The organism is Flavobacterium sp. (genome assembly GCF_049590715.1).
Lineage (GTDB): Bacteria > Bacteroidota > Bacteroidia > Flavobacteriales > Flavobacteriaceae > Flavobacterium.
On record NZ_JBAWDL010000241.1, the window covers coordinates 1 to 18,925 of the forward strand.

23 protein-coding genes and 1 tRNA gene are annotated in these 18,925 nt (G+C 32.9%); 3 read left to right on the forward strand and 21 right to left on the reverse strand.

Translation table 11 applies throughout. The features are described from left to right. Positions 1-1,106, forward strand: a 1,106-nt coding sequence (locus WBQ70_RS10740; protein WP_423913939.1) for a sodium:solute symporter family transporter, incomplete at its 5' end; no start/stop codon positions are given. A 202-nt stretch (positions 1,107-1,308) separates the two neighbouring features. On the opposite strand, the gene WBQ70_RS10745 is transcribed toward WBQ70_RS10740, so the two are convergent. The 4 genes from WBQ70_RS10745 to WBQ70_RS10760 all read right to left on the reverse strand — a co-directional run bounded on the left by WBQ70_RS10745 (position 1,309) and on the right by WBQ70_RS10760 (position 4,368). Then, the gene (locus WBQ70_RS10745) at positions 1,309-2,151 is read right to left on the reverse strand and encodes a DUF2911 domain-containing protein (RefSeq protein WP_423913942.1); all 843 of its coding nucleotides are present in this window, start codon (positions 2,149-2,151) and stop codon (positions 1,309-1,311) included. A gap of 74 nt (positions 2,152-2,225) precedes the next feature. After that, positions 2,226-2,879 carry an HAD family hydrolase gene (locus WBQ70_RS10750; protein WP_423913945.1) on the reverse strand — a complete coding sequence of 218 codons (654 nt, stop codon included), beginning with the start codon at positions 2,877-2,879 and terminating at the stop codon, positions 2,226-2,228. 85 nt (positions 2,880-2,964) lie between these two features. After that, positions 2,965-3,681, reverse strand: a complete 717-nt coding sequence (locus tag WBQ70_RS10755; RefSeq protein ID WP_423913948.1) for a tRNA threonylcarbamoyladenosine dehydratase — start codon at positions 3,679-3,681, stop codon at positions 2,965-2,967. Positions 3,682-3,708: 27 nt separating this feature from the next. Then, positions 3,709-4,368 (reverse strand): TatD family hydrolase, encoded by a 660-nt coding sequence (locus tag WBQ70_RS10760; RefSeq protein WP_423913949.1) that lies wholly within the window; start codon positions 4,366-4,368, stop codon positions 3,709-3,711. 278 nt (positions 4,369-4,646) lie between these two features. On the opposite strand from WBQ70_RS10760, the gene WBQ70_RS10765 reads away from it, so the two are divergent. After that, the gene (locus WBQ70_RS10765; RefSeq protein ID WP_423913952.1) at positions 4,647-4,787 is read left to right on the forward strand and encodes an SsrA-binding protein; all 141 of its coding nucleotides are present in this window, start codon (positions 4,647-4,649) and stop codon (positions 4,785-4,787) included. Here the strand turns inward: WBQ70_RS10765 and WBQ70_RS10770 are convergent. Beyond that, on the reverse strand, positions 4,784-5,296 hold the full coding sequence (locus WBQ70_RS10770) for an adenine phosphoribosyltransferase (protein ID WP_423913955.1): 513 nt from the start codon (positions 5,294-5,296) through the stop codon (positions 4,784-4,786). The genes WBQ70_RS10765 and WBQ70_RS10770 overlap by 4 nt on opposite strands. Before the next feature lie 115 nt (positions 5,297-5,411). On the opposite strand from WBQ70_RS10770, the gene WBQ70_RS10775 reads away from it, so the two are divergent. Beyond that, positions 5,412-5,485 (forward strand) — tRNA-Arg (locus WBQ70_RS10775). Here the strand turns inward: WBQ70_RS10775 and WBQ70_RS10780 are convergent. The 16 genes from WBQ70_RS10780 to WBQ70_RS10855 all read right to left on the reverse strand — a co-directional run bounded on the left by WBQ70_RS10780 (position 5,451) and on the right by WBQ70_RS10855 (position 18,723). Then, positions 5,451-7,001 (reverse strand): recombinase family protein, encoded by a 1,551-nt coding sequence (locus tag WBQ70_RS10780; protein WP_423913958.1) that lies wholly within the window; start codon positions 6,999-7,001, stop codon positions 5,451-5,453. The two genes, WBQ70_RS10775 and WBQ70_RS10780, sit on opposite strands and share 35 nt — an antisense overlap. Beyond that, positions 6,961-7,161 carry a hypothetical protein gene (locus WBQ70_RS10785; RefSeq protein ID WP_423913961.1) on the reverse strand — a complete coding sequence of 67 codons (201 nt, stop codon included), beginning with the start codon at positions 7,159-7,161 and terminating at the stop codon, positions 6,961-6,963. The genes WBQ70_RS10780 and WBQ70_RS10785 overlap by 41 nt, the downstream gene beginning before the upstream one ends. 71 nt (positions 7,162-7,232) lie before the next feature. Next, positions 7,233-7,520 carry a hypothetical protein gene (locus tag WBQ70_RS10790; protein WP_423913964.1) on the reverse strand — a complete coding sequence of 96 codons (288 nt, stop codon included), beginning with the start codon at positions 7,518-7,520 and terminating at the stop codon, positions 7,233-7,235. A 6-nt stretch (positions 7,521-7,526) separates the two neighbouring features. Beyond that, positions 7,527-8,327 (reverse strand): hypothetical protein, encoded by an 801-nt coding sequence (locus tag WBQ70_RS10795; RefSeq protein WP_423913966.1) that lies wholly within the window; start codon positions 8,325-8,327, stop codon positions 7,527-7,529. A gap of 29 nt (positions 8,328-8,356) precedes the next feature. Continuing rightward, complete coding sequence (gene traN / locus WBQ70_RS10800; protein ID WP_423913968.1) at positions 8,357-9,205, reverse strand: conjugative transposon protein TraN; 849 nt, start codon at positions 9,203-9,205, stop codon at positions 8,357-8,359. A 30-nt stretch (positions 9,206-9,235) separates the two neighbouring features. Next, positions 9,236-10,528: a conjugative transposon protein TraM gene (traM, locus tag WBQ70_RS10805; protein ID WP_423913970.1), complete on the reverse strand. Its 1,293-nt coding sequence runs from the start codon at positions 10,526-10,528 to the stop codon at positions 9,236-9,238. After that, complete coding sequence (locus tag WBQ70_RS10810; protein ID WP_423913973.1) at positions 10,518-11,030, reverse strand: hypothetical protein; 513 nt, start codon at positions 11,028-11,030, stop codon at positions 10,518-10,520. The genes traM and WBQ70_RS10810 overlap by 11 nt, the downstream gene beginning before the upstream one ends. Before the next feature lie 15 nt (positions 11,031-11,045). Beyond that, complete coding sequence (gene traK / locus WBQ70_RS10815) at positions 11,046-11,654, reverse strand: conjugative transposon protein TraK (protein ID WP_423913974.1); 609 nt, start codon at positions 11,652-11,654, stop codon at positions 11,046-11,048. Positions 11,655-11,687: 33 nt separating this feature from the next. Further along, positions 11,688-12,797, reverse strand: a complete 1,110-nt coding sequence (traJ, locus tag WBQ70_RS10820) for a conjugative transposon protein TraJ (protein ID WP_423913977.1) — start codon at positions 12,795-12,797, stop codon at positions 11,688-11,690. Positions 12,798-12,903: 106 nt separating this feature from the next. Next, the gene (locus WBQ70_RS10825; RefSeq protein WP_423913979.1) at positions 12,904-13,530 is read right to left on the reverse strand and encodes a TerB family tellurite resistance protein; all 627 of its coding nucleotides are present in this window, start codon (positions 13,528-13,530) and stop codon (positions 12,904-12,906) included. Positions 13,531-13,532: 2 nt separating this feature from the next. Beyond that, a complete protein-coding gene (locus WBQ70_RS10830) occupies positions 13,533-14,156 on the reverse strand; it encodes a hypothetical protein (RefSeq protein ID WP_423913982.1) in 624 nt (207 codons plus the stop codon). A 14-nt stretch (positions 14,157-14,170) separates the two neighbouring features. Then, the gene (locus tag WBQ70_RS10835; RefSeq protein ID WP_423913984.1) at positions 14,171-14,860 is read right to left on the reverse strand and encodes a conjugal transfer protein TraI; all 690 of its coding nucleotides are present in this window, start codon (positions 14,858-14,860) and stop codon (positions 14,171-14,173) included. Between the two features lie 13 nt (positions 14,861-14,873). Further along, on the reverse strand, positions 14,874-17,342 hold the full coding sequence (locus tag WBQ70_RS10840) for a TraG family conjugative transposon ATPase (RefSeq protein ID WP_423913994.1): 2,469 nt from the start codon (positions 17,340-17,342) through the stop codon (positions 14,874-14,876). A gap of 40 nt (positions 17,343-17,382) precedes the next feature. Beyond that, the gene (locus WBQ70_RS10845) at positions 17,383-17,700 is read right to left on the reverse strand and encodes a DUF4133 domain-containing protein (RefSeq protein WP_423913987.1); all 318 of its coding nucleotides are present in this window, start codon (positions 17,698-17,700) and stop codon (positions 17,383-17,385) included. 61 nt (positions 17,701-17,761) lie between these two features. After that, entirely contained in the window at positions 17,762-18,100 is a 339-nt protein-coding gene (locus WBQ70_RS10850; protein WP_423913990.1) for a DUF4134 domain-containing protein, read from the reverse strand. Positions 18,101-18,234: 134 nt separating this feature from the next. Further along, a complete protein-coding gene (locus WBQ70_RS10855; RefSeq protein WP_423913991.1) occupies positions 18,235-18,723 on the reverse strand; it encodes a hypothetical protein in 489 nt (162 codons plus the stop codon). Between the last annotated feature and the right edge of the window lie 202 nt (positions 18,724-18,925).

Sequence of the window (18,925 nt, forward strand, 5' to 3'; positions counted from 1 at the left end):
ATGCAATGCATATTGCTGGCGCAAACTCCAAGATGAATATTGTTAGTTTCTCCACTGATCCTGAGGATAAATATACTTTTTGGAGTGGAATCACAGGCGGGTTCTTTTTAGCTTTAGCGTATTTTGGAACAGATCAATCACAAGTAGGACGTTATCTTTCCGGGAAATCTGTTCGAGAAAGCCAAATGGGATTAATCATGAACGGATTACTAAAAGTTCCAATGCAATTTTTCATTCTTTTAACAGGTGTGATGGTTTTTGTCTTTTTTCAATTCAACCCAGTACCATTGAATTTTAATCCTAATAACAAAATTGCAATTGAAAAATCGATTTACAAAACCGAATACCACAGTTTAGAAAAAGATCTAGAAACCCTATCCGAAGATAAAAAAGTAATTAATTTGTTGTATATCGACCAATTGAATCAAGATTTTGATAATCCAATACTTCGAAAAGAGTTAGTAGCGTTATCCTTAAAAGAAAAAGATCTTAGAGACAAAGCCAAAGAAATCATTCTGAAAGCAGACAGCAATAATGAGACAAACGACAAAGATTATGTGTTTTTCCATTTTATATTGCATTATTTACCAAAAGGTTTGATTGGTTTATTGCTTGCCGTAATTATCTCTGCAGCGATGTCTTCAACTGCTTCAGGATTGAATGCTTTGGCTTCGACTACAGCTATTGATATCTACAAACGCAATCAAAAAGAAGAAAAAACAGAAAAGCACTATCTGAATGCTACTAAATTTTTCACTTTATTATGGGGAATTATTGCCATTCTTTTTGCTTGTATTGGAACCTTATTTGAGAATTTAATTCAGTTAGTGAATATCATTGGATCCATTTTTTATGGTACAGTTTTAGGGATTTTCTTGGTTGGTTTTTATGTAAAATATGTAAAATCTAAAGCTATTTTCTATAGTGCCGTCATCAGTCAATTAACAATTTTTGTAATTTATTACTTCACCAATAGCATTTATCCAAGCGGAAAAGAAACCTTAGGATATTTGTGGTTGAATTTCATTGGAGCAATGCTTACTATCATTTTGTCTGTTATTATTCAGAGTTTATTTGTGAGGGAAAAAGATGGGGTTAAAACTTAATAAAAATATTTTTTTATTAACATTTGACAAAATTCAAAAAGTTATCAAATCAAACAACCTTATTTTACTAAGTTAATTTTAATATTTCTCTCTTTTCTAAAAAAAAATATTGTAAATTCCCTTAGTTAAAATACTTTAGTCCATAAAAAAATCCCGTTTCAAATGATTGAAACGGGATTTTTTATTTTATAAAACAAATGGGTTATTTACTCCATTCATTTATACTGTCTTTATTTAATTTAACGTAATCTTGATTTCCTGCGGTTTCGGCGGCAGCCAATGATTGTTTAGCCGTATCAATAGCGCCTTTTTTATCTCCATTTTTAGCTTGAATTAATGATTTTAAACGCAAATAAAAGAATGGTTTTTCAGGAGTCAAATCCAAAGCTTTATCGATATATTCCGAGGCTTTGATGCTATCTCCATTAGATTGGTAAAAATATTGTGCAGCATCATAATAATCCGATCCTTTAGGTCCCGCCATCACTTTTTCAATACTTGCCATCGTCATTTTATGAGTAGGTACATCAAATCGTAAGGAAACGAGTGAATGTTCCCATGAAAATTGAAGGTTAGCACCATTTGTATCCAGTCCGTTAATGCCAATTGTAAAGGATTCTACAGCATTAGGAATTGCTATTTCTTTGGCAGTTGTTCTCAAGGCAACATTTGCTTCGTCAAATACTTTTGGATTTCCCCAATTATCAATTGTTTTATAGAAAATAACTTCCCAAGTTTGAATATTAGGAATGGTATATAAAGCGTATTTTCCTTTTTTCAATGTTTTTCCAGCAATCACCACATCATCACTGAATGAAATTACGGTATTTTCATTAGCTCCTGTTCTCCATAATTTCCCAAAAGGAACTAAGTTTCCATAAACGATACGGTCGCGAGCCGATGGTCTGGAATACACAATTTCAACATCAGTTAATCCAACCGTTTGGTTAATTTTTTCTTTAGGACTTTGTTGAGGAATTCTAACTTGAGCTTCCAATGTTAGTTGCGATAATAGTATCGTAAAAGCAATCAATATATTTTTCATAATTCGTATCATTTTATTTATTCAAAAGTACAAAATAGTTATGTTTTAACTGTTAATTAAAGCCTAAACACTGATTAAAATTGTGCTACAGTAGAAAAATTTAATTCATCAAAATGACTAATCACTATATCGGCTAATTCTAAATTTTGATCTTTAGAGTGCACACTATTATAGCCCACACAATATATGCCAGCCGCTTTAGCAGCTTTCACACCATTTGTACTATCTTCGATCACAATACAGTTTTCTTTGGGTGCAATAGATAACGAAGCGGCATGTAAAAATATAGCTGGATCCGGTTTAGATTGTGGAAAATCTTCACCGCTTACAATATGTGTAAAGTAGGGATGTAAATTAAAACGAGTAAACACCCGATCTATTGTTACTTTGGATGCAGATGAAGCTAAAATTAATTGCATTCCGTTTTGATGAAAATCCTTAATTAAATTTTCGACTCCATCTAATAATTGTAAATCTTCCTTGGTGTCAAAAGCATCATTAAACAAGGCTCTTTTTCTTAAAATATAATCCTCAACTTCTCCATTTAAAGAAAATCTATCTTTTACTTTTTGATAGGTATTTCGAGTGGAAAGTCCTGTAAAAGTGGTGTATAATTCTTCCGTTACATCAATTCCTAATTCTTTATAATGTTGAAAATAGGCATAACGGTGAACTGGTTCAGTATCTACAATTACGCCATCCATATCAAAAATTACTGTTTGTATCATTTTGTTTTTTTAAGTTGCATAGATTCTAAGAAACTGAGATTATAAATTTTTATTAGTTATGAACTCAGAACCTTAGTCACTTTATTTACTTTTTATTAAGAATATAACGAATTACGGTTTCAGCAGCATATAAACCAAATAAACCTGGCATATAACTATTAGTACCGTAAAATGATTTTTTAAAGTTTGAGCCGTCGGTCATTTTCAGACTAGATTCTTTTTGAATTTCAGATGAAAAAACGACTTTTACTTTATTGATATTTTCTTTTTTTAATCTTTTTCGAATGGTTTTTGCCAAATAACAATTGGTTGTTTTACTAATATCAGCTACTTTCACTTTTGAAGCATCCATCTTTCCTCCTGCTCCCATATTGGAAATGATCCTTACTTTTTGGCGTCTAGCCGATATTATCAAATTAAGTTTTGGAGTTACACTATCAATACAGTCCAAAATATAATCATACTCTTTAGAAACTATTTCATAAGCTCTTTCTGGTGACAGAAATTCTTTGATTCGAATTAAGTCTAATTCAGGATTAATATCCATCAATCGGTCTCCTACAACATCAATTTTAGGCTGTCCTACTGTGGAATGCAAAGCAGGAAGTTGCCGATTAATATTTGTAATATCAACTACATCACCATCTACAATAGTCATTTTTCCTATGCCAGCTCTAGCTAAAAATTCAGCTGCAAATGAACCTACACCTCCTAAACCAACCACTAACACATGTGATTGTTGTAATTTTTCTAATCCTTCTTTTTCAAATAAAAGCTCCGCTCTTTCGGTCCACTCTGCCATATTTTTTATTTTAGGTTTGTTTCTGTTTTAAATTTTTATGTACGTTTTAAAAACAATTTTAAAATTATTATTTATCTGATTTTGTATTTCTGTTACTGTTCCTTCTTTATATTTTGCTGCCAAAGCATATACTTCCTGTATTTCTTCTTCAACCATATCGGTTTCAAGAAAATATTTATCATTTGGTGTACTCAAAAACACTGTTTTCAACTCAGAATTTCGTAATAAATTTTTGCCAAATGAAAGATAAAATCCATTTTCTAAAAGTTGTTTTGCAAGTTGCTCCTTTTTGGAAAATCCATGAATTACGATTGGAGTCGTAATTTTTATTTTTTTTTTTAATTCAACTAATTCTTGAAAAGCATGTACACAATGAATTACAACTGGTTTTTGGTGTTTTTCAGCTAATAGCAACTGTTTTTCAAGCACTTCTAGCTGTACTTTAAAAGGTGTTTCGCTACGTTTGTCTAATCCACATTCTCCTATGGCTAAACATTCTGGCTGAGAGACTTTTTGTTCTAAGATTTGAAAATCGTTTTCTAATCTATCTTGATTTAAAAACAACGGATGAATTCCTATGGAATAATAAGGTAAGCTAGCATCAAATTCTTGCGGGTATTGATTTACTAATTCCAATACACCTTCTTTATTTGTAAATTGATGGGTATGTAAATTGAAATAATTCATTGGCAATTTTAACATTCAATTGTTTGGGTCAAAACTCGATTTTCAAAAACAAATAAAAGATTGATTTATCTTGAATGCAAAAATAGGCTAAATTGTTGTAAAGTCACAATTTAGAACATTTTCAATCCGTTCAAATTTATTAAATATGCGAGCCACAAATTCCTTAGTTTAAAGGCTTCCTCTAGCCCACTAGTGTATTCGTGGCTCGCATATCTCTTAAATTGTGATAATAAAATGATTTAATTCATAAAAATAAATCAATATCTTTGATAAAAAACATGTTTAAAATCTTAGCCCAACTCAATAAAATAATACTTCCTAGCTTTACCAAACAAAATTTAGATTTGGCTAAAGCCAAAAAATGGCAGTTGGCAATCATTGCCTATCGTTATTATGTTACCACAAGAGCTTTAGATTAATAAGTCAATGCCGAAAACACGTTTTTACCTTGAAGTTTTTCTTTTCCTTTAAGAAAGCTTATTTCCATCAAGAAATTAAGTTGTACAATTTCGCCACCTAATTTCTCTACTAATTCGCAAACCGCTTTTGCTGTTCCTCCAGTTGCTAATACATCATCATGAATCAGCACTTTGTCTCCTTTTTGAATGGCATCTTTGTGTATTTCTAAAGTATCAGTACCATATTCTAAATCATACGAGGTAGAAATTGTATCATAAGGCAATTTATTGGGTTTTCTTACAGGTACGAAACCAGCATTTAATTCTTGTGCAATTAGCATCCCAAATAAAAAACCACGACTTTCCGCCCCCACTACCTTATCAATAGATTGACCTTTTAATGAAGCAACTAAAATTTCCAAGCATTCTTTTGTCGCTTTCGGGTCTAATAACAGTGGAGTGATGTCTTTAAATAAAATTCCTTCTTTTGGAAAATCCTGAATATCACGTATATAATTCTTAATTGACATTTTTTTTTATTTTTATTGCATTTTAGACTTGCAAATTACACATTTATACTTATATTTGCACCCGCAATCAGGTTATATTAATCACTAATTAATTGAAGCCTTTGCAACATAAAATGGCCTTGTGGCGCAACTGAATAGCGCACTTGATTACGGCTCAAGAGGTTACTGGTTTGAATCCAGTCAAGGTCACTTTACGGGACAAAGAGGAAAAACACTCTTTTGTCCCGTTTTTTTTATCATTTAACATACTGTTTATCAGATATATACGAGCTGCAATTTCATTGACTCTAGCGGTTTGGAATTGATTATTTCGAAATGTAAAATTTTCGGGGTAAATTAAACCAATTAGATCTCTTGCTTCTGATAGGTTGGCATTTGTATACGCAAAATTAAGCTGTAGAAGTCTGTCAATCCCTATATTTAGTAGTCCCTCAATACTTTGTGTATCATCTGAAACATTATCAAGCTTACTCTCTAATCTATTTATTATTTGACCGTACTCATTTTTCATTTTCTGATAATCATCCGAATCAATTTGTTCAGTAACAAGAAGTTCACGAGCATATGACATTCTCTTTTCGTAATTTTTTATTTGAGCTAATAATTCACCTTTTTCATCTTTTACAGCATTTGTATTATTGTTATAAGATTCTAAAATAAGTGATGTATATAACTTTTTCACAGCTTGTAATGGAGCGAATGTATTTAAATTAGAGATGAATTTTTCGTTTGCCTCTTCAGAATTAATTCTGAATTTACAACTACTCTCACAATGATAATAGTAATAATACTTACTTCTTCCTTTACATTTACTTGCAGTGAGTTTTTTAGAGCATTTCGGACAAAGAAAAAAACCTCTTAAAGGAAATTCATCTATAGTTTCTATTTTAGGACGATACATTCTTGCCCTGCTATCTAGGACATCTTGTACCTGATAATAAAGCTCCTCAGAAATTATAGCCTCATGTTGTCCCTGTACAAACTGTTCTACTTCATCTTTATATTTAGGTACAAATATTTTACCGCAGTATAAAGTATTTTTTAACATAACCCAAAAACCACTTTTAGTTAAAGTCAGTCCTTTCTTTTTAGCCAAATAATAAACTGATTCGGTATTAAAAACTTTTTTAGCAATTTCATGAAAAGCCCATCTAACAATGGTCGCTTGTTTTTCATTTATCATTATAAATTTCCGTCCATCATCTTTGGTTTTATTAATATATCCAAATGGCGCAATACCCATATACCTACCCTCTTTTTTTGCTCTTCGCATACCGTGCATAGTATTTAAAGCTCTTCGATCATTCTCCACCTCTGGAGCAGCAAGGTAAAATGCTAACATCATTTTGTTTTCAGGAATAGCCAAGTCCAGTGGTTGTTCAATCGCTTGTGGTTCAACTCCTAATTTTCGGAGTAAATTAATCATTTGATATGCATCTCCAGCGTTTCGACTGAATCGATCCCATTTGGTAAATAAAACTAAATCTGTCTTATTTTTATATCTCTTTAAATTTAAAAGAATTTTCTTCCACTGTGGTCTGTTGAAGGTTTTGGCTGAATAATCTTCATAGATTACATCTCTAATTTGAATATTATTTAAACCACAAAACTTTCTCAACATTTCTTCCTGATTACGTTGAGAATAACCTTTATCTGCCTGTTCATCAGTGCTTACCCGTACATATAAGTCTGCTGTCTTTTTCATTTTTCAAATATTTAAGCACTGCTATATTAGCTAATTTCTTCAAGAAATGCAATATTTCTTTTGCTTCTTCTAACGTTACTTCCATACCCTCTTCTTTCAACATTTTTCGAGCTTTTTCAGGTGTAATTTTTGATTTAACATCTTCCACTTCATCTTCCATCTTTCCGCGATTTAAATTAATTAAAAAAAGCCCAAAAAGGGCTTTACTACATTGACAACTGGTGTTTATTATTAACTTCCAAAAAAATATATTTTACTCCTTTGATTATTTTTAAAAGAAGGTTCGTACCTGACATAACCATATTCATGGAGTTCTCTAATACATTTATGATACGTGTTGGAACCTGATATTTTTGCTAAGGGCATGATTTCATAACTAAATGCCTCAATCGGGTTAATAAAACCCTTATCCATCCTAAATTGCAATAAAGCAGCATAGATACCAATATGAGTACTACTGATTCTACAATCGTTTTTAATTGCTGAAAAGAAATCGGATAAAGGTTTTATGGTTTCCATGAGTTTCTATATAGAATTAGATTGTTTTTTTCTCCTTTTTTTTTCCTGTGGTATCTCGGGAGCTTCAGCATCATCATTTTGACTTTGCTTTTTGGTACTCTGTTTAGCAGACTTTGTTTCTCCTTCAGACTGTTTTTCCACTTTGGATTGTCGGTTATCAATACGTTGCATATTACCATCATAAATAGTAATGGTTTTGAATTGAGGATTGGCTTCAATAAATTGCTTCACCTCATTTCCTTCTTTTAAAAAAGTTACAAATTGTTTATTTCCTTTTTTAACAGAATCTATAAGGTCTTCTTTGTGCTTAGGGGTCTCCAGTTCTTTAATTGGATGCTTAGACAAAGTGGCTTCAAGATTATATCCGTAATTTTGATGATACTGATTTAGCTTAAAATTTCCATTGCTATCCGCTTCTTTAAAATCCATTTGTATCCAAGCATTATATAGTTGACCTTCCTTATTGGTAAGGTCTTTATTAACTGCTCTTCCCTCCATCAAATTATAAGCCTCTTTCATGGTGATATTACTTCCTTTATTAATGTAAAAGGTTTGTTCTAAAGATTCCTTAGAACTGTCTTTTAATACATTCATTTTATAAGAATTAAAGAAATACATATCACTTTGGTCTGATTTCTTAAAATTCAAGGTCGCATTAGCAATAGTGTCGCCATATTTGGTCTGATGATTCAATGTAAAACTAGGCTGTTGTTCTTGAATTTTTTTCTTTAGCTCTGCTTCCAATCCTTCTCCGAAACCGCTGTACTTTACCTGATCTCTCAGGTATTCAAAATTTTTCTCGTTCATGACTATCAATTTTTAAATGGTTACAATTCTTATAAAATAGACAGCACAGCTATCTGCTTCATTTTTTTGTTTTTCATATGGAGTTCCAAATGTCTTCCTCCTTCATCTTCCATAAGCTGTATAGCAAGATGTTTTTCATCAGGTATCGTGAATTTCGTTAAAGCAAATACAAAACAGACTTCTGACTTTCCTTCTATTGTTTCTGTTTTATTGTAAGTGTATAAAGGGCTAATTTCTATTTCCTGTGATGCAGTCCGTTTGGCTTTCTTTTGATCACGAATAAAAAACCGAAGCTGACTGATATCATAATTGATATTGGAATGATTCTCTATTTTTATCCTGTAATACATTACATTCTCATGGATAAATAATCCATTCAATTGAAGCTTGATCTCGTATTTTTTATCCTTCACCCCCGGCAATTTTCTCTTTTCGAAAAATGACAATTCTGCATACGATTGTAATTCCTCTTCATTTTTAGTTTCATCAGAAGTGAAATTTTCTTGCATGGAATATCGAGATTTAGGCACTACCAAATTCAACAATGGTTGTTGTTCATCGTAATGCAGTACGAAGGAATACAGCTGTCCATCCGAAGTAACTACCGTAAGATTGGTTTCTGCAAAATCATATTTGGCAGCCTTTATCTGCAGAATATTTTCAACGTTCTTTGCTTTTTGAACTAACACATCCTCACTACCCCTGTCTACGCTTTTTATAGAATAAGGAAATACAATATTTGTTGTTTTAGAATACGCGATAGCTACTGTATCCAATTGGACTCTATAATCATCGCTTTTTTCTACTTGCAACTGTCCAAATACGTTGAGCGTTAATAATACCGTGGCCATCATTGCCAATACATTTATCTTTTTCATAGTTATTAATTTATCCGTTAATTAGAATCTTTATTTTTTTTGGTTTTCATCTCTAATTAAAACCTGATAACCCGCTTTCACCATAACTTTTACCAGTTTTACTTTTCTACTCAAAAAATTTTTAGCGGTCTCAATGCCCATTCCTGCAGCTTGAGCTCCCCATGAATCATTAAGCGAACTAACTCCTAAAGTTTGTAGCGAACGGTCTGCAGAGGCTTTTGCAACATCACGAGTTATCGCTCCAGGAATATAAATCCCCTCAAGCCCGTCCAAATCATAGACTGCTAAATCAACTGAAAATATAGAATTTTGATATCGAACGCTATTAATCTTAATGGTCAACCTTTCTTCCTTTAATGTTGCTACACCAAAGAGAAAATTATCTTTAGGAATAAGTATACCTTCAATAAAAATTGCAGTATTAAGTCTCAATTTCACCGTAGAACCATTCACCAGCGTTTGGCTTTCATGAATGACAGCTTCAACTGAATTTTGAACATTCTTTTCTTTTTCTGTCTCATCAAAAGAATAAAAGGCATTGGGTTTAAATTGAATTCCAATTTCATTTGGATTTTTAGTATTTTTTAAAGAAGTAACAATATCTTCCTTATCTCCTACACTAACAGCAAATACTTGACCTTTATTGGTTTCCGATATTTTTCTCAATTTTTCTTGTACACGAGCTGGATGTTGAATATCCAGTATATTTTCAAGCATTCCACTGAGTTTTTGCAATTCTGGATCTTCCGTATCCGATTGATTCATGGATTCCATCATTTGTTCTAGCCTGTCAACATCTTTAGAAAAAATTGGAACATTACTGTGTTCTTCATATTCTTGATTATACGATTGCTGGGGTGGAGTTGGTGCTACTTGATTAATTACTTTTTGAAGTGCATCAAGTTTTGCATACACTTTAGCTTCATTTGGATCACGATAGGTCAAAGTGTTTAAAGCCCCTTTTCCCTTTTTTGAGTTCTTACTCTCATCATTAATTTCATTAGTTACCTTAATTGAATCTCCTAGAAAAGAATATCTTATATAATTAGGGTCTTTTTTTATTTGTTCTTCTTTTTTAATTGAATCCAATGCTGCCGCATCATAATAACTCATTTTATTTAATGAAGATCCTTCATCAAATTTAGGATCTGGAAGTGCTATATTAAATCCTTTTTGTAAAACTGATTGTGTATTTGTAGCTTCAATTTTCCCTCCACCCAGTAGCGAAAAAAGTATTGTAATAAAAGGCAACGTTAACAATGGTATAATCATAAACAACTTACGTTGTCGAAGTGTTTTCAGTGATTTCGTTTTATTTTCCATAATATTCTTTTTTAAAATTAGATTGATAATATTTTTCTACAACTGCAAGACTATCTAATAGCCCAGGACGATTCTTAACAATACTGTCGTAGATTTTTCTTCCTGAAGTCCTTCTAGCTAAACTATCCATGTAAGTTCTAAAACGGATAATTTTATCCAATTCAACCTTACTGACAATACTACTTTTGGGAATTGTCGCATCATTAGTTTGAAAAGTATTTATTGGATTAATAATTTGAGTTACAGTGATTTTATTGGGAACCAAATCTGAAAAACTCATACTAATCAAATAAACACTATAGCCAACACTACAAGCGATAAATAATCCAAATACAAGCAATTGATTTTTAACCGATAATTTAGTCGACTGTCTAGTCATCCATACCGCCCACTCTTTTTGTAAAACTAAACACCCCTTCTTTAAATAAATAATCAAACTATTCTCTTTGACGAAAGGGTTCTTTTCAGTCGTTTTTTGATTTCCTTTGAATAAGAACTTCATAGTTATTCTATTTTATCACTTTCTATTTTCAGTACTCAAATCCTTATTCTCAACTGTAATCCATCGTTCTATTAAAAACCCATGCGGATTATTATCACTTCGGGACACATTACGCAACATTCCTTCAGTAATTAAGCTTCGATGAACTACACTAGTAGTCCTAATGATATTTTGCTTGGCATAACATCTGAAATAATAAGGGTAGACATCTATATCAATTGAGACACTATCAACATATATAGTTTGACTAATATTCCCTGAGATGATACCCGAATAGTAACCTCTTTCTTTTAAATCATCATAAACTCTTTTGGCACTTTCATCTGATAAGTATAATGCTTTTGTTACATTATCCTTAATTACTTTATCATCTGGATCTAATGAGAAAAAGTACTTGTGAAAGCTTTTTACATGATCTTTTGCTTCCACTGGAATATTGTCTTTCCTATCTGAAGAGTAGGCTTCCAATGCTTTTCCATTAGCCAGAATATAAATCTTAGACTGCATTTGAGAAACCAGTCCAAAGCTTTTGTATACTGCAAAACAGCTTATAATAATGCATCCCGTAATTATTAACAAGGAAAAAGTTCTGACATGACGAAAAGCGGTATCTATATTTTTCATTTTATTAAACATGGCATATCTATTTAATGATTATCAAGAATTCCCTTTTAATTTATCCCCCATATAACTGCCTTTCTCACCAAAATAAGGAGATGATGTTTGATTTGCGGACATGCTTTGAGACATTCGTCCTGCTGCATTCCCCAAGGCATCCGCAGCCATTCCTACTCCTGTTGATGCTGTGCTAATCGCAGTATTAGCAGAACTACTGAAAATGTTGGTAACTTTTTGATTTAAAGCCCCACCTCCTCCTGCATGGACAATGTAATTTGCAACAGAGGGAACAGTAAAATATCCTATAATACCGATAATCATAAATACTAAATAAGCTATATCCGTTCGACTAAAAAACGTATCACCATAATCGTTAACTTGAGAGATATCTATTTTAAGCATTTGCTCTTGGATTTTACCTATGATACTGCCGAAAATATTAGCTACTGGAAGCCACAGGTAAATATTGATGTACCTCGCTAACCATACTGTCAATGTATGTTGGAAACCATCAAAAACAGCAATTCCAAACACCAGTGGACCTAGCACTGACAACACGACCAACTGAAAGGTTCTGAGTGTATCTATGCAAAGTGATGCAGCTTCAAAAAACACTCGTAAAACTTCACTCAACCATTCTTTTACAGAATTCCGAAAGTTAAAAGAGGCCTTTGCCATCGCAAACTTTATATCATTTCCAATACCATCGAGTATTCCTTCATTTGAGGTATCGCCATCATCATGGGTGTATTTATACCAACGATCCTGATCACCACTACCCGATTCTCCTACGTACATCTGCCAAGTATCTGTACTTTTAATAGCCTCTTCTTTTTTCTTCAAAAGCACTTCTATTGCTTTATGAGAGCTATCCATCATCAATGCTGTAGCTGTGACGGTAGGTTTCATGACTGCATTAATCATGTTCAGTACTGAGGGAAAAATCATGATACAGAAACCAATAACAAAAGGACGAAAAAGAGGATAAAAATCAACAGGTTCAGCATTAGCAATATGCCTCCATACTCGTGAACCTATGTACCAAATAGCTGCAAATCCAGCTATTCCTTGTCCTATACCTAGCAAATTGCTACACAAAGGCATCATCTCATCATAAAGCTGATCGAGTACTCCATGAAGCCCACTCATATCATCTGCAACCCCTTGTGCTTGAGCCAAAACAGGACAAACTATTATAGTAATTATAAGTAGTAAAATATTATTTTTCTTTTTCATAACATATTTTATTGATTTTTCACTTATATATCGATTTAAGAGCGTTCACATCATTGAGCTCTTTAGAACGTTGTAATTCAAGTATAGATGTGCTAGCATTAAAGTCTCGAAGAAACATCAGTTTGTCCTTCATATCAAAATAGATTCTATCAATTGATTCCAATCTTTCGTCGTCTGACATTCGGAGTTTATTAGCGGTAATAACCATAGTTAGTTCATCAAGGTCGCGCAAACTTTGCTGTAGTAGGTTATCATAGACCTTCCCTACATACTGTACTTCCTTCTCATTAAAAAGTGTATTGTTTCGAAAGCGCTTTGATGAAAGTTTATATTCTTTGACCAATTGTAGCTGGTCATTAATAATATCCCTTACACGTTTATACTTTTTTACCGTCGGACTTACTTGCATCAATGCGTCAATAAAAGTCTTATGCAAACTGAAATTCCCTTGAGACAATTCTTTGACTGTATTATAACCCTCATTGAGGATAACATAGCCTTTTTTCATATCCTGTAAAATCTGCTTGAACTGAGCAAGCTTCTCTATATTCAATAATAACTGCTGCATTTCCTGGGATTGCGCTAAAGTCTTGGAAGGCAAAAGCATTCCAAACGCAAACATTCCTATTATCAATAACTTTCTCATAATTAGTCTTTCAATATGTCATATAATACACTTTGCTTTCGCACTTCTTTATTCTCTTGAATTTTAGACAAATACAGTAGTTTTGTTTGATTATTAAAACTTTGACAAAACCTGTAATTATCCATCATTGTACGATACAGACCATCAATACGATTCATTCGCTCATCGTCTTTCATTTCAAGCTGTCCATCGGTGGTGACTGCTATCAATTCAGCTAAGGTGTTGTTACAATTATCCAACAATCGATCAAAAACCCTTTTGATATAATCCAGCTCACTTCCGTGAAATAATTCCCCTTGCTGCAAATCTTCAATATTTAGATTATAACTTTTTAAAATTTCCAACTGCAGGGCTATAATCTCGGCTACTCGGCTATACTTTTTTATTTTCGGATTCACTTTTTTTAAAGAGATAAAATAATCAGTATGAAGATGAAATTCACCACGTTTCAGATCACTAATAGTGTTTAACCCTTTTTTAGCAATAGAATAGCCGTTTTGCGCTGCATCGATGTAAACTTTTAAAGCGATAATTTGTTGAATCAGTACTTTTCTTTGACTTTTTTGTGCCTGAACGTTTGAAGTTAGCAATCCCATAAAGAGCAACAATAACAATAGCTTTTTCATAGTTTTTATTTTATCTACGGAATCGAGTAAAACTGCTTAATCACATCCACCTCATGCTTAGTTTTAGCTCTTTGGAGACTAAGTAGAATATTCTGTCTATTAAACCGTGTAAGATCATCGTAATTAGCATCTATCTGGTCTGCGGCAGTAGTAATGATTTCAAGTCTTTTCGCATCTGTCATCTGTGTTGTAAAAGAATCTAGGATTAGGAATATCTGATCTATATTTTTCATGCTTTCCTCCAAAATACCGGAATAAACTTTTTGCATAAAATCCAATTCCGTTACAGTAAAGTGACTATCTTTTTGGAATAGTTTCCACCATTTATCATACTCATTCATAAGTCGCAACTGTTTTTGATAAATATCTTTCACCCGTTGGTAATAGCTTATAATTGATTTCACCTTCGTTAGTTCGTCATAATAGTTTTGATACAGATCTCTTTGTTTTTGAGTCCATTCGGATATTTCGTTTAATTTGAACTTAGATAGGATATTTTCTATTTTTTTCTGAGCATTCTGAAGCCATATTGTTTTATTCTGCAATCGTTGAATTCTCAGATCAATAGCTTTAATCACTTTTTTTGCTACTATTTGAATCAATCCGATAATCGGAATGGCAGCTTGGGTTTCTGCTGGTCTAGCCGGAATACTTATTAACAATAAACATATCTGACAAACCATGATTTTTTTCTTCACTTTCATAATCCTTCTTCATTTACATTTCTGTTCTTATATCCATTGCCAGTGCAGCTATTCCTTTTTTGATGTCTCCATCAAACTTTTTAGCGTATTGCTGCACTTTTAATTTTTCTGTTTCCTCTGTTGTATAGGCGAGATATTCTTCCAGCGATACTTCTGTTCGGTATACCTTAGATTGCATGCCTCCTAAAGAAATAAACACTTCCTTGTATTTTTTATCTGGATCATTGGCTTTATTAACAGATAGCACCAAGGCTTTTTCTTTTTCTGTAAGCCCCAAGAGTTCTTGAATCTGATCAAATTTATTTTGATATTTACTCTGATCCAGCAGTATTTTACAATCGCTATTATTGATGATTGCCTGTTTCACTACGGGTGAGGAAATAATGTCTTCTACCTCCTGAGTCACCACAATAGCCTCTCCAAAAAACTTTCGAACTGTTTTAAACAAATATTTTATATATTCTGCCATCCCCTCCTTAGCAATAGCTTTCCAAGCTTCTTCAATAAGTATCATTTTACGGATTCCTTTGAGCTTGCGCATCTTACTGATAAACACCTCCATAATGATGATAGTGACCACTGGAAAAAGGATTGGATGGTCTTTGATATTGTCCAATTCAAATACAATAAATCGTTCTTGTAAAAACTCTAAATTTTCAGTCGCATTTAACAGATAATCGAACTCTCCTCCTTTGTAATAGGGTCGCAATACATACATGAAATTATTGACATCAAAATCCTTTTCTTTTACCCTATCTCCTTCTAATACCTTTACAAAATCATCTTTTAGGAAATCGTAAAAACTATTGAAACAGGGAAATAAGTCTTTATGGGATTCCAATTTTTCATAGTATAATTGAAGTGCATTGGACAAAGCCACATACTCACTTCGATTGAAGGTTTCATTATCTTTTTTCCACAAGGCAAGAAGTAGTGTTTTGATACTTTCCTTTTTTTCCGTATCCAAAGCGTCTCCTTCCCCTATATAAAAGGGATTGAATCGGATGGGATTTTTTTCATCATAGGTAAAATAATAACCGCCGACCATATCACAGAGTCCTTTATAACTATGTCCAACGTCTACTAGTACTACATGAGTTCCTTGCTCATAATAATTTCGTACCATGTGATTGGTAAAAAAGGATTTGCCGCTTCCTGAAGGTCCTAAAATGAACTTATTACGATTTGTACAAATTCCTTTTTTTACTGGTTCGTCACTAATATCTACGTGTACTGGCTTGCCCGTTAGACGATCACCTAAACGAATTCCGAAAGGACTCAATGAAGAGCGATAGCCTGTTTCCATATTTAAGAAACAAACTCCTTGCTCAGCAAACGTATCGAAGCTGTCATTCATAGGAAAATCCGCTTCATTGCCTGGAATACCCGCCCAAAATAACTGCGCTGCCCCTACTGTTTCCTGTTTAGCAGCAGTATCCATCTGTGCTAATGCTGAAGAAACCTTGTTTTTAATATCTTTAAGTTCTTCTTTGTTTTCTGTCCAAGCCAGCACATTAAAATGTGCTTTTACCGCCAATCGTTGCTGACTTATTGCCTCATTTAAAAAATCATTTGTAGCATCTCTTGCAATACTATTTTCACGACTATAAGCTGATAACGATTGTAATCGCAATCTTTTACTTTCTAATTTCTGTACTGTTTTCTGGGCATCCTCAATAAAAAGATATTGATTGTAAATATGATTGCATGATAACAACTGTCCCAGTGAAGAGGCAAAACCAATACTGAATTTTGTTTTATCAGTAGAGTATCGGTCGTAGTTAATGCGGGAACCACAAAGAGGTGGAAGATCTGCGGCATCTCCCAAAGTATATATTTGACAATGCTTATCTCCTACTCGTAATCCATCTTCAAAAGAAATATCGTTAAATACAATTGAATTTTTCTTTTCTGACAACAAACAATATTGTTCAATCAAACCCACTTTACGGTTATGACTTCTTAATTTGTCATTAGTCAGACGAGTTAATTTTACAAAACCGCAATCTTCCAATATGCGCTTGAATTGTCCTGTACTATCAATAAAATCTTGAAGCAATTGCGTTTTAAGTGTTTCTTGGGGAACAGGAGAGCTCCTAATTAAATTAGAAAACAAGGAATTGGAAGCTTTCCTTCCCAAAGGTTTCTTGGTAAGAAGAATATAACAGCAATGATCCAAGAATGGACGTTCATTAAAGAAAAGTTCACTACTACGGCTCAAAAAACTATTTTCGTCCTTCCTAAAGTCAGGCTTATACGCACTATCAATAAACCAATCTTGCTTATGAAATACACTAAATTTTGGAAGTATCTTTATGGCCTTTAACCAAGATTGATGAAATGCTTCATATTCCTGATCTGATAACGTAAATAGCTCGGGTAATTCTACCTGAAAAACTATTGTTATATCTCCTTGTTTAGACAAAATGCAGTCGTGCTGCACATCCATAATCGGTAAAATATCATCCATTTTCTTTTCCATCTCCAATCGTTTTTTACCATTTATTGCATCTTCGTTCACCTTATCGCTGCATCATAAAAACTTTTCTACTGTATACTCGAACTGATTTCGGTAGTTTCTTTTTAGATATCGTTTTCATTAAACCATACTCCCCATATTTTTGACTCATTCTATAGATTGTAAAAACCAACACGACACCTGAAACACCTATAATTCCAACACAAGCAAAAGAAGGAAGACCAGTTACATACAATACAGCAAAAACAATCATTAGAACAACAACTCCAGCCCCTAAATACCATATATATTGCGCTTTAAGTCCTTTAAATTCTATACTTTGATTAATGCCTTTATTAATTTGATATACACTGTTACCCATAACTCTTCTGTTTAAAGTTCCTACTTCAAATAAAATCAGATTTATCTATTTTGGAAATCCATTAAACTCCAAAAAAAGATTGTATTACAGTAGCAACAACTACTAGAAAAACACAACTACCAAACCAAGCTGCAGCAACTTTTCCAGTATCCGGATCACCCGCATTCCACTTTTGATATACTTTTACAGCACCTATTAACCCTAATATGGCACCGATAGCATACATCAATTGGGTACCAGCATCAAAATAGCTTCTCACCTGTTGATTTGCTTCATTAATTCCAGCAATCCCATCTTGACTATAGATTTGATTTTTTAAAGCTGATAGTACCGTAATAGCTCCCGTAAAACATATTTTTTTAGGAGTACCATTCTCAAATTTCCAACTACATTTTTTCATAACACATTTATTTTAAGATTGAATTAATCAATTAAAAAACGGAGGACATACCGCTATTGTATCACCTCATCATCCTTTCACATAAGCCGTACCGCACTGGGACAAACAGGGGCTATTCCTCCGTAATTAGTATTTTATTTTTTTTTATTCCAAAGAGCTTCTATCTCTTGGTAAGTCAAAAGAATTGAATCCTGTATTTCACATTCAGAGACGATCAACTCGTTTATTGAAGAACGAAATGGAGAGTTGCTAATCAAAGAATGTTCTTTAAGAATCAATTGCAAACAATCCTCAAAATCTTTTTTGGAAAAGTTCTTTTGAGTTGCTTCAGTAATACTATTTTTTAGTTTTATTACTAATTCTTCTACTTCATTAAAAACAGTGTCTGCAGTTTCAAATTCATCTTGAGAATTTAAAATATCTTTCGAATTTGCAGAGCTAAAATCAGAATAAGGCGCTTCTATTGATTTTTTAGAAAACGCACGGAATTTAAGTTTCCGTTTACCAGTTACAAATTCTTTGATCTCTCCAAAGTAATATCGAAACCCTACAAATAAATACCAAACCGTTAAAATCAAAACAACCACAACTATGTAATTGTTCCATGAGATACCTGTCAACATACTCCTTCATTTTTCGTTCTACATCAGTTTTATTCTTTCTATCCAGCATTTAAAAATTGATTTATGCTAGCCCTTCATCATAAGTACAAAACAAAGAAACAAACACAAACGCCTGCGTACAAGTACAACTTTTATACTGTACCTGCTGTACCCTCTTATTTTAGCAGAAAAACAGAAACGAATAATATTTCAAAACAAGCCT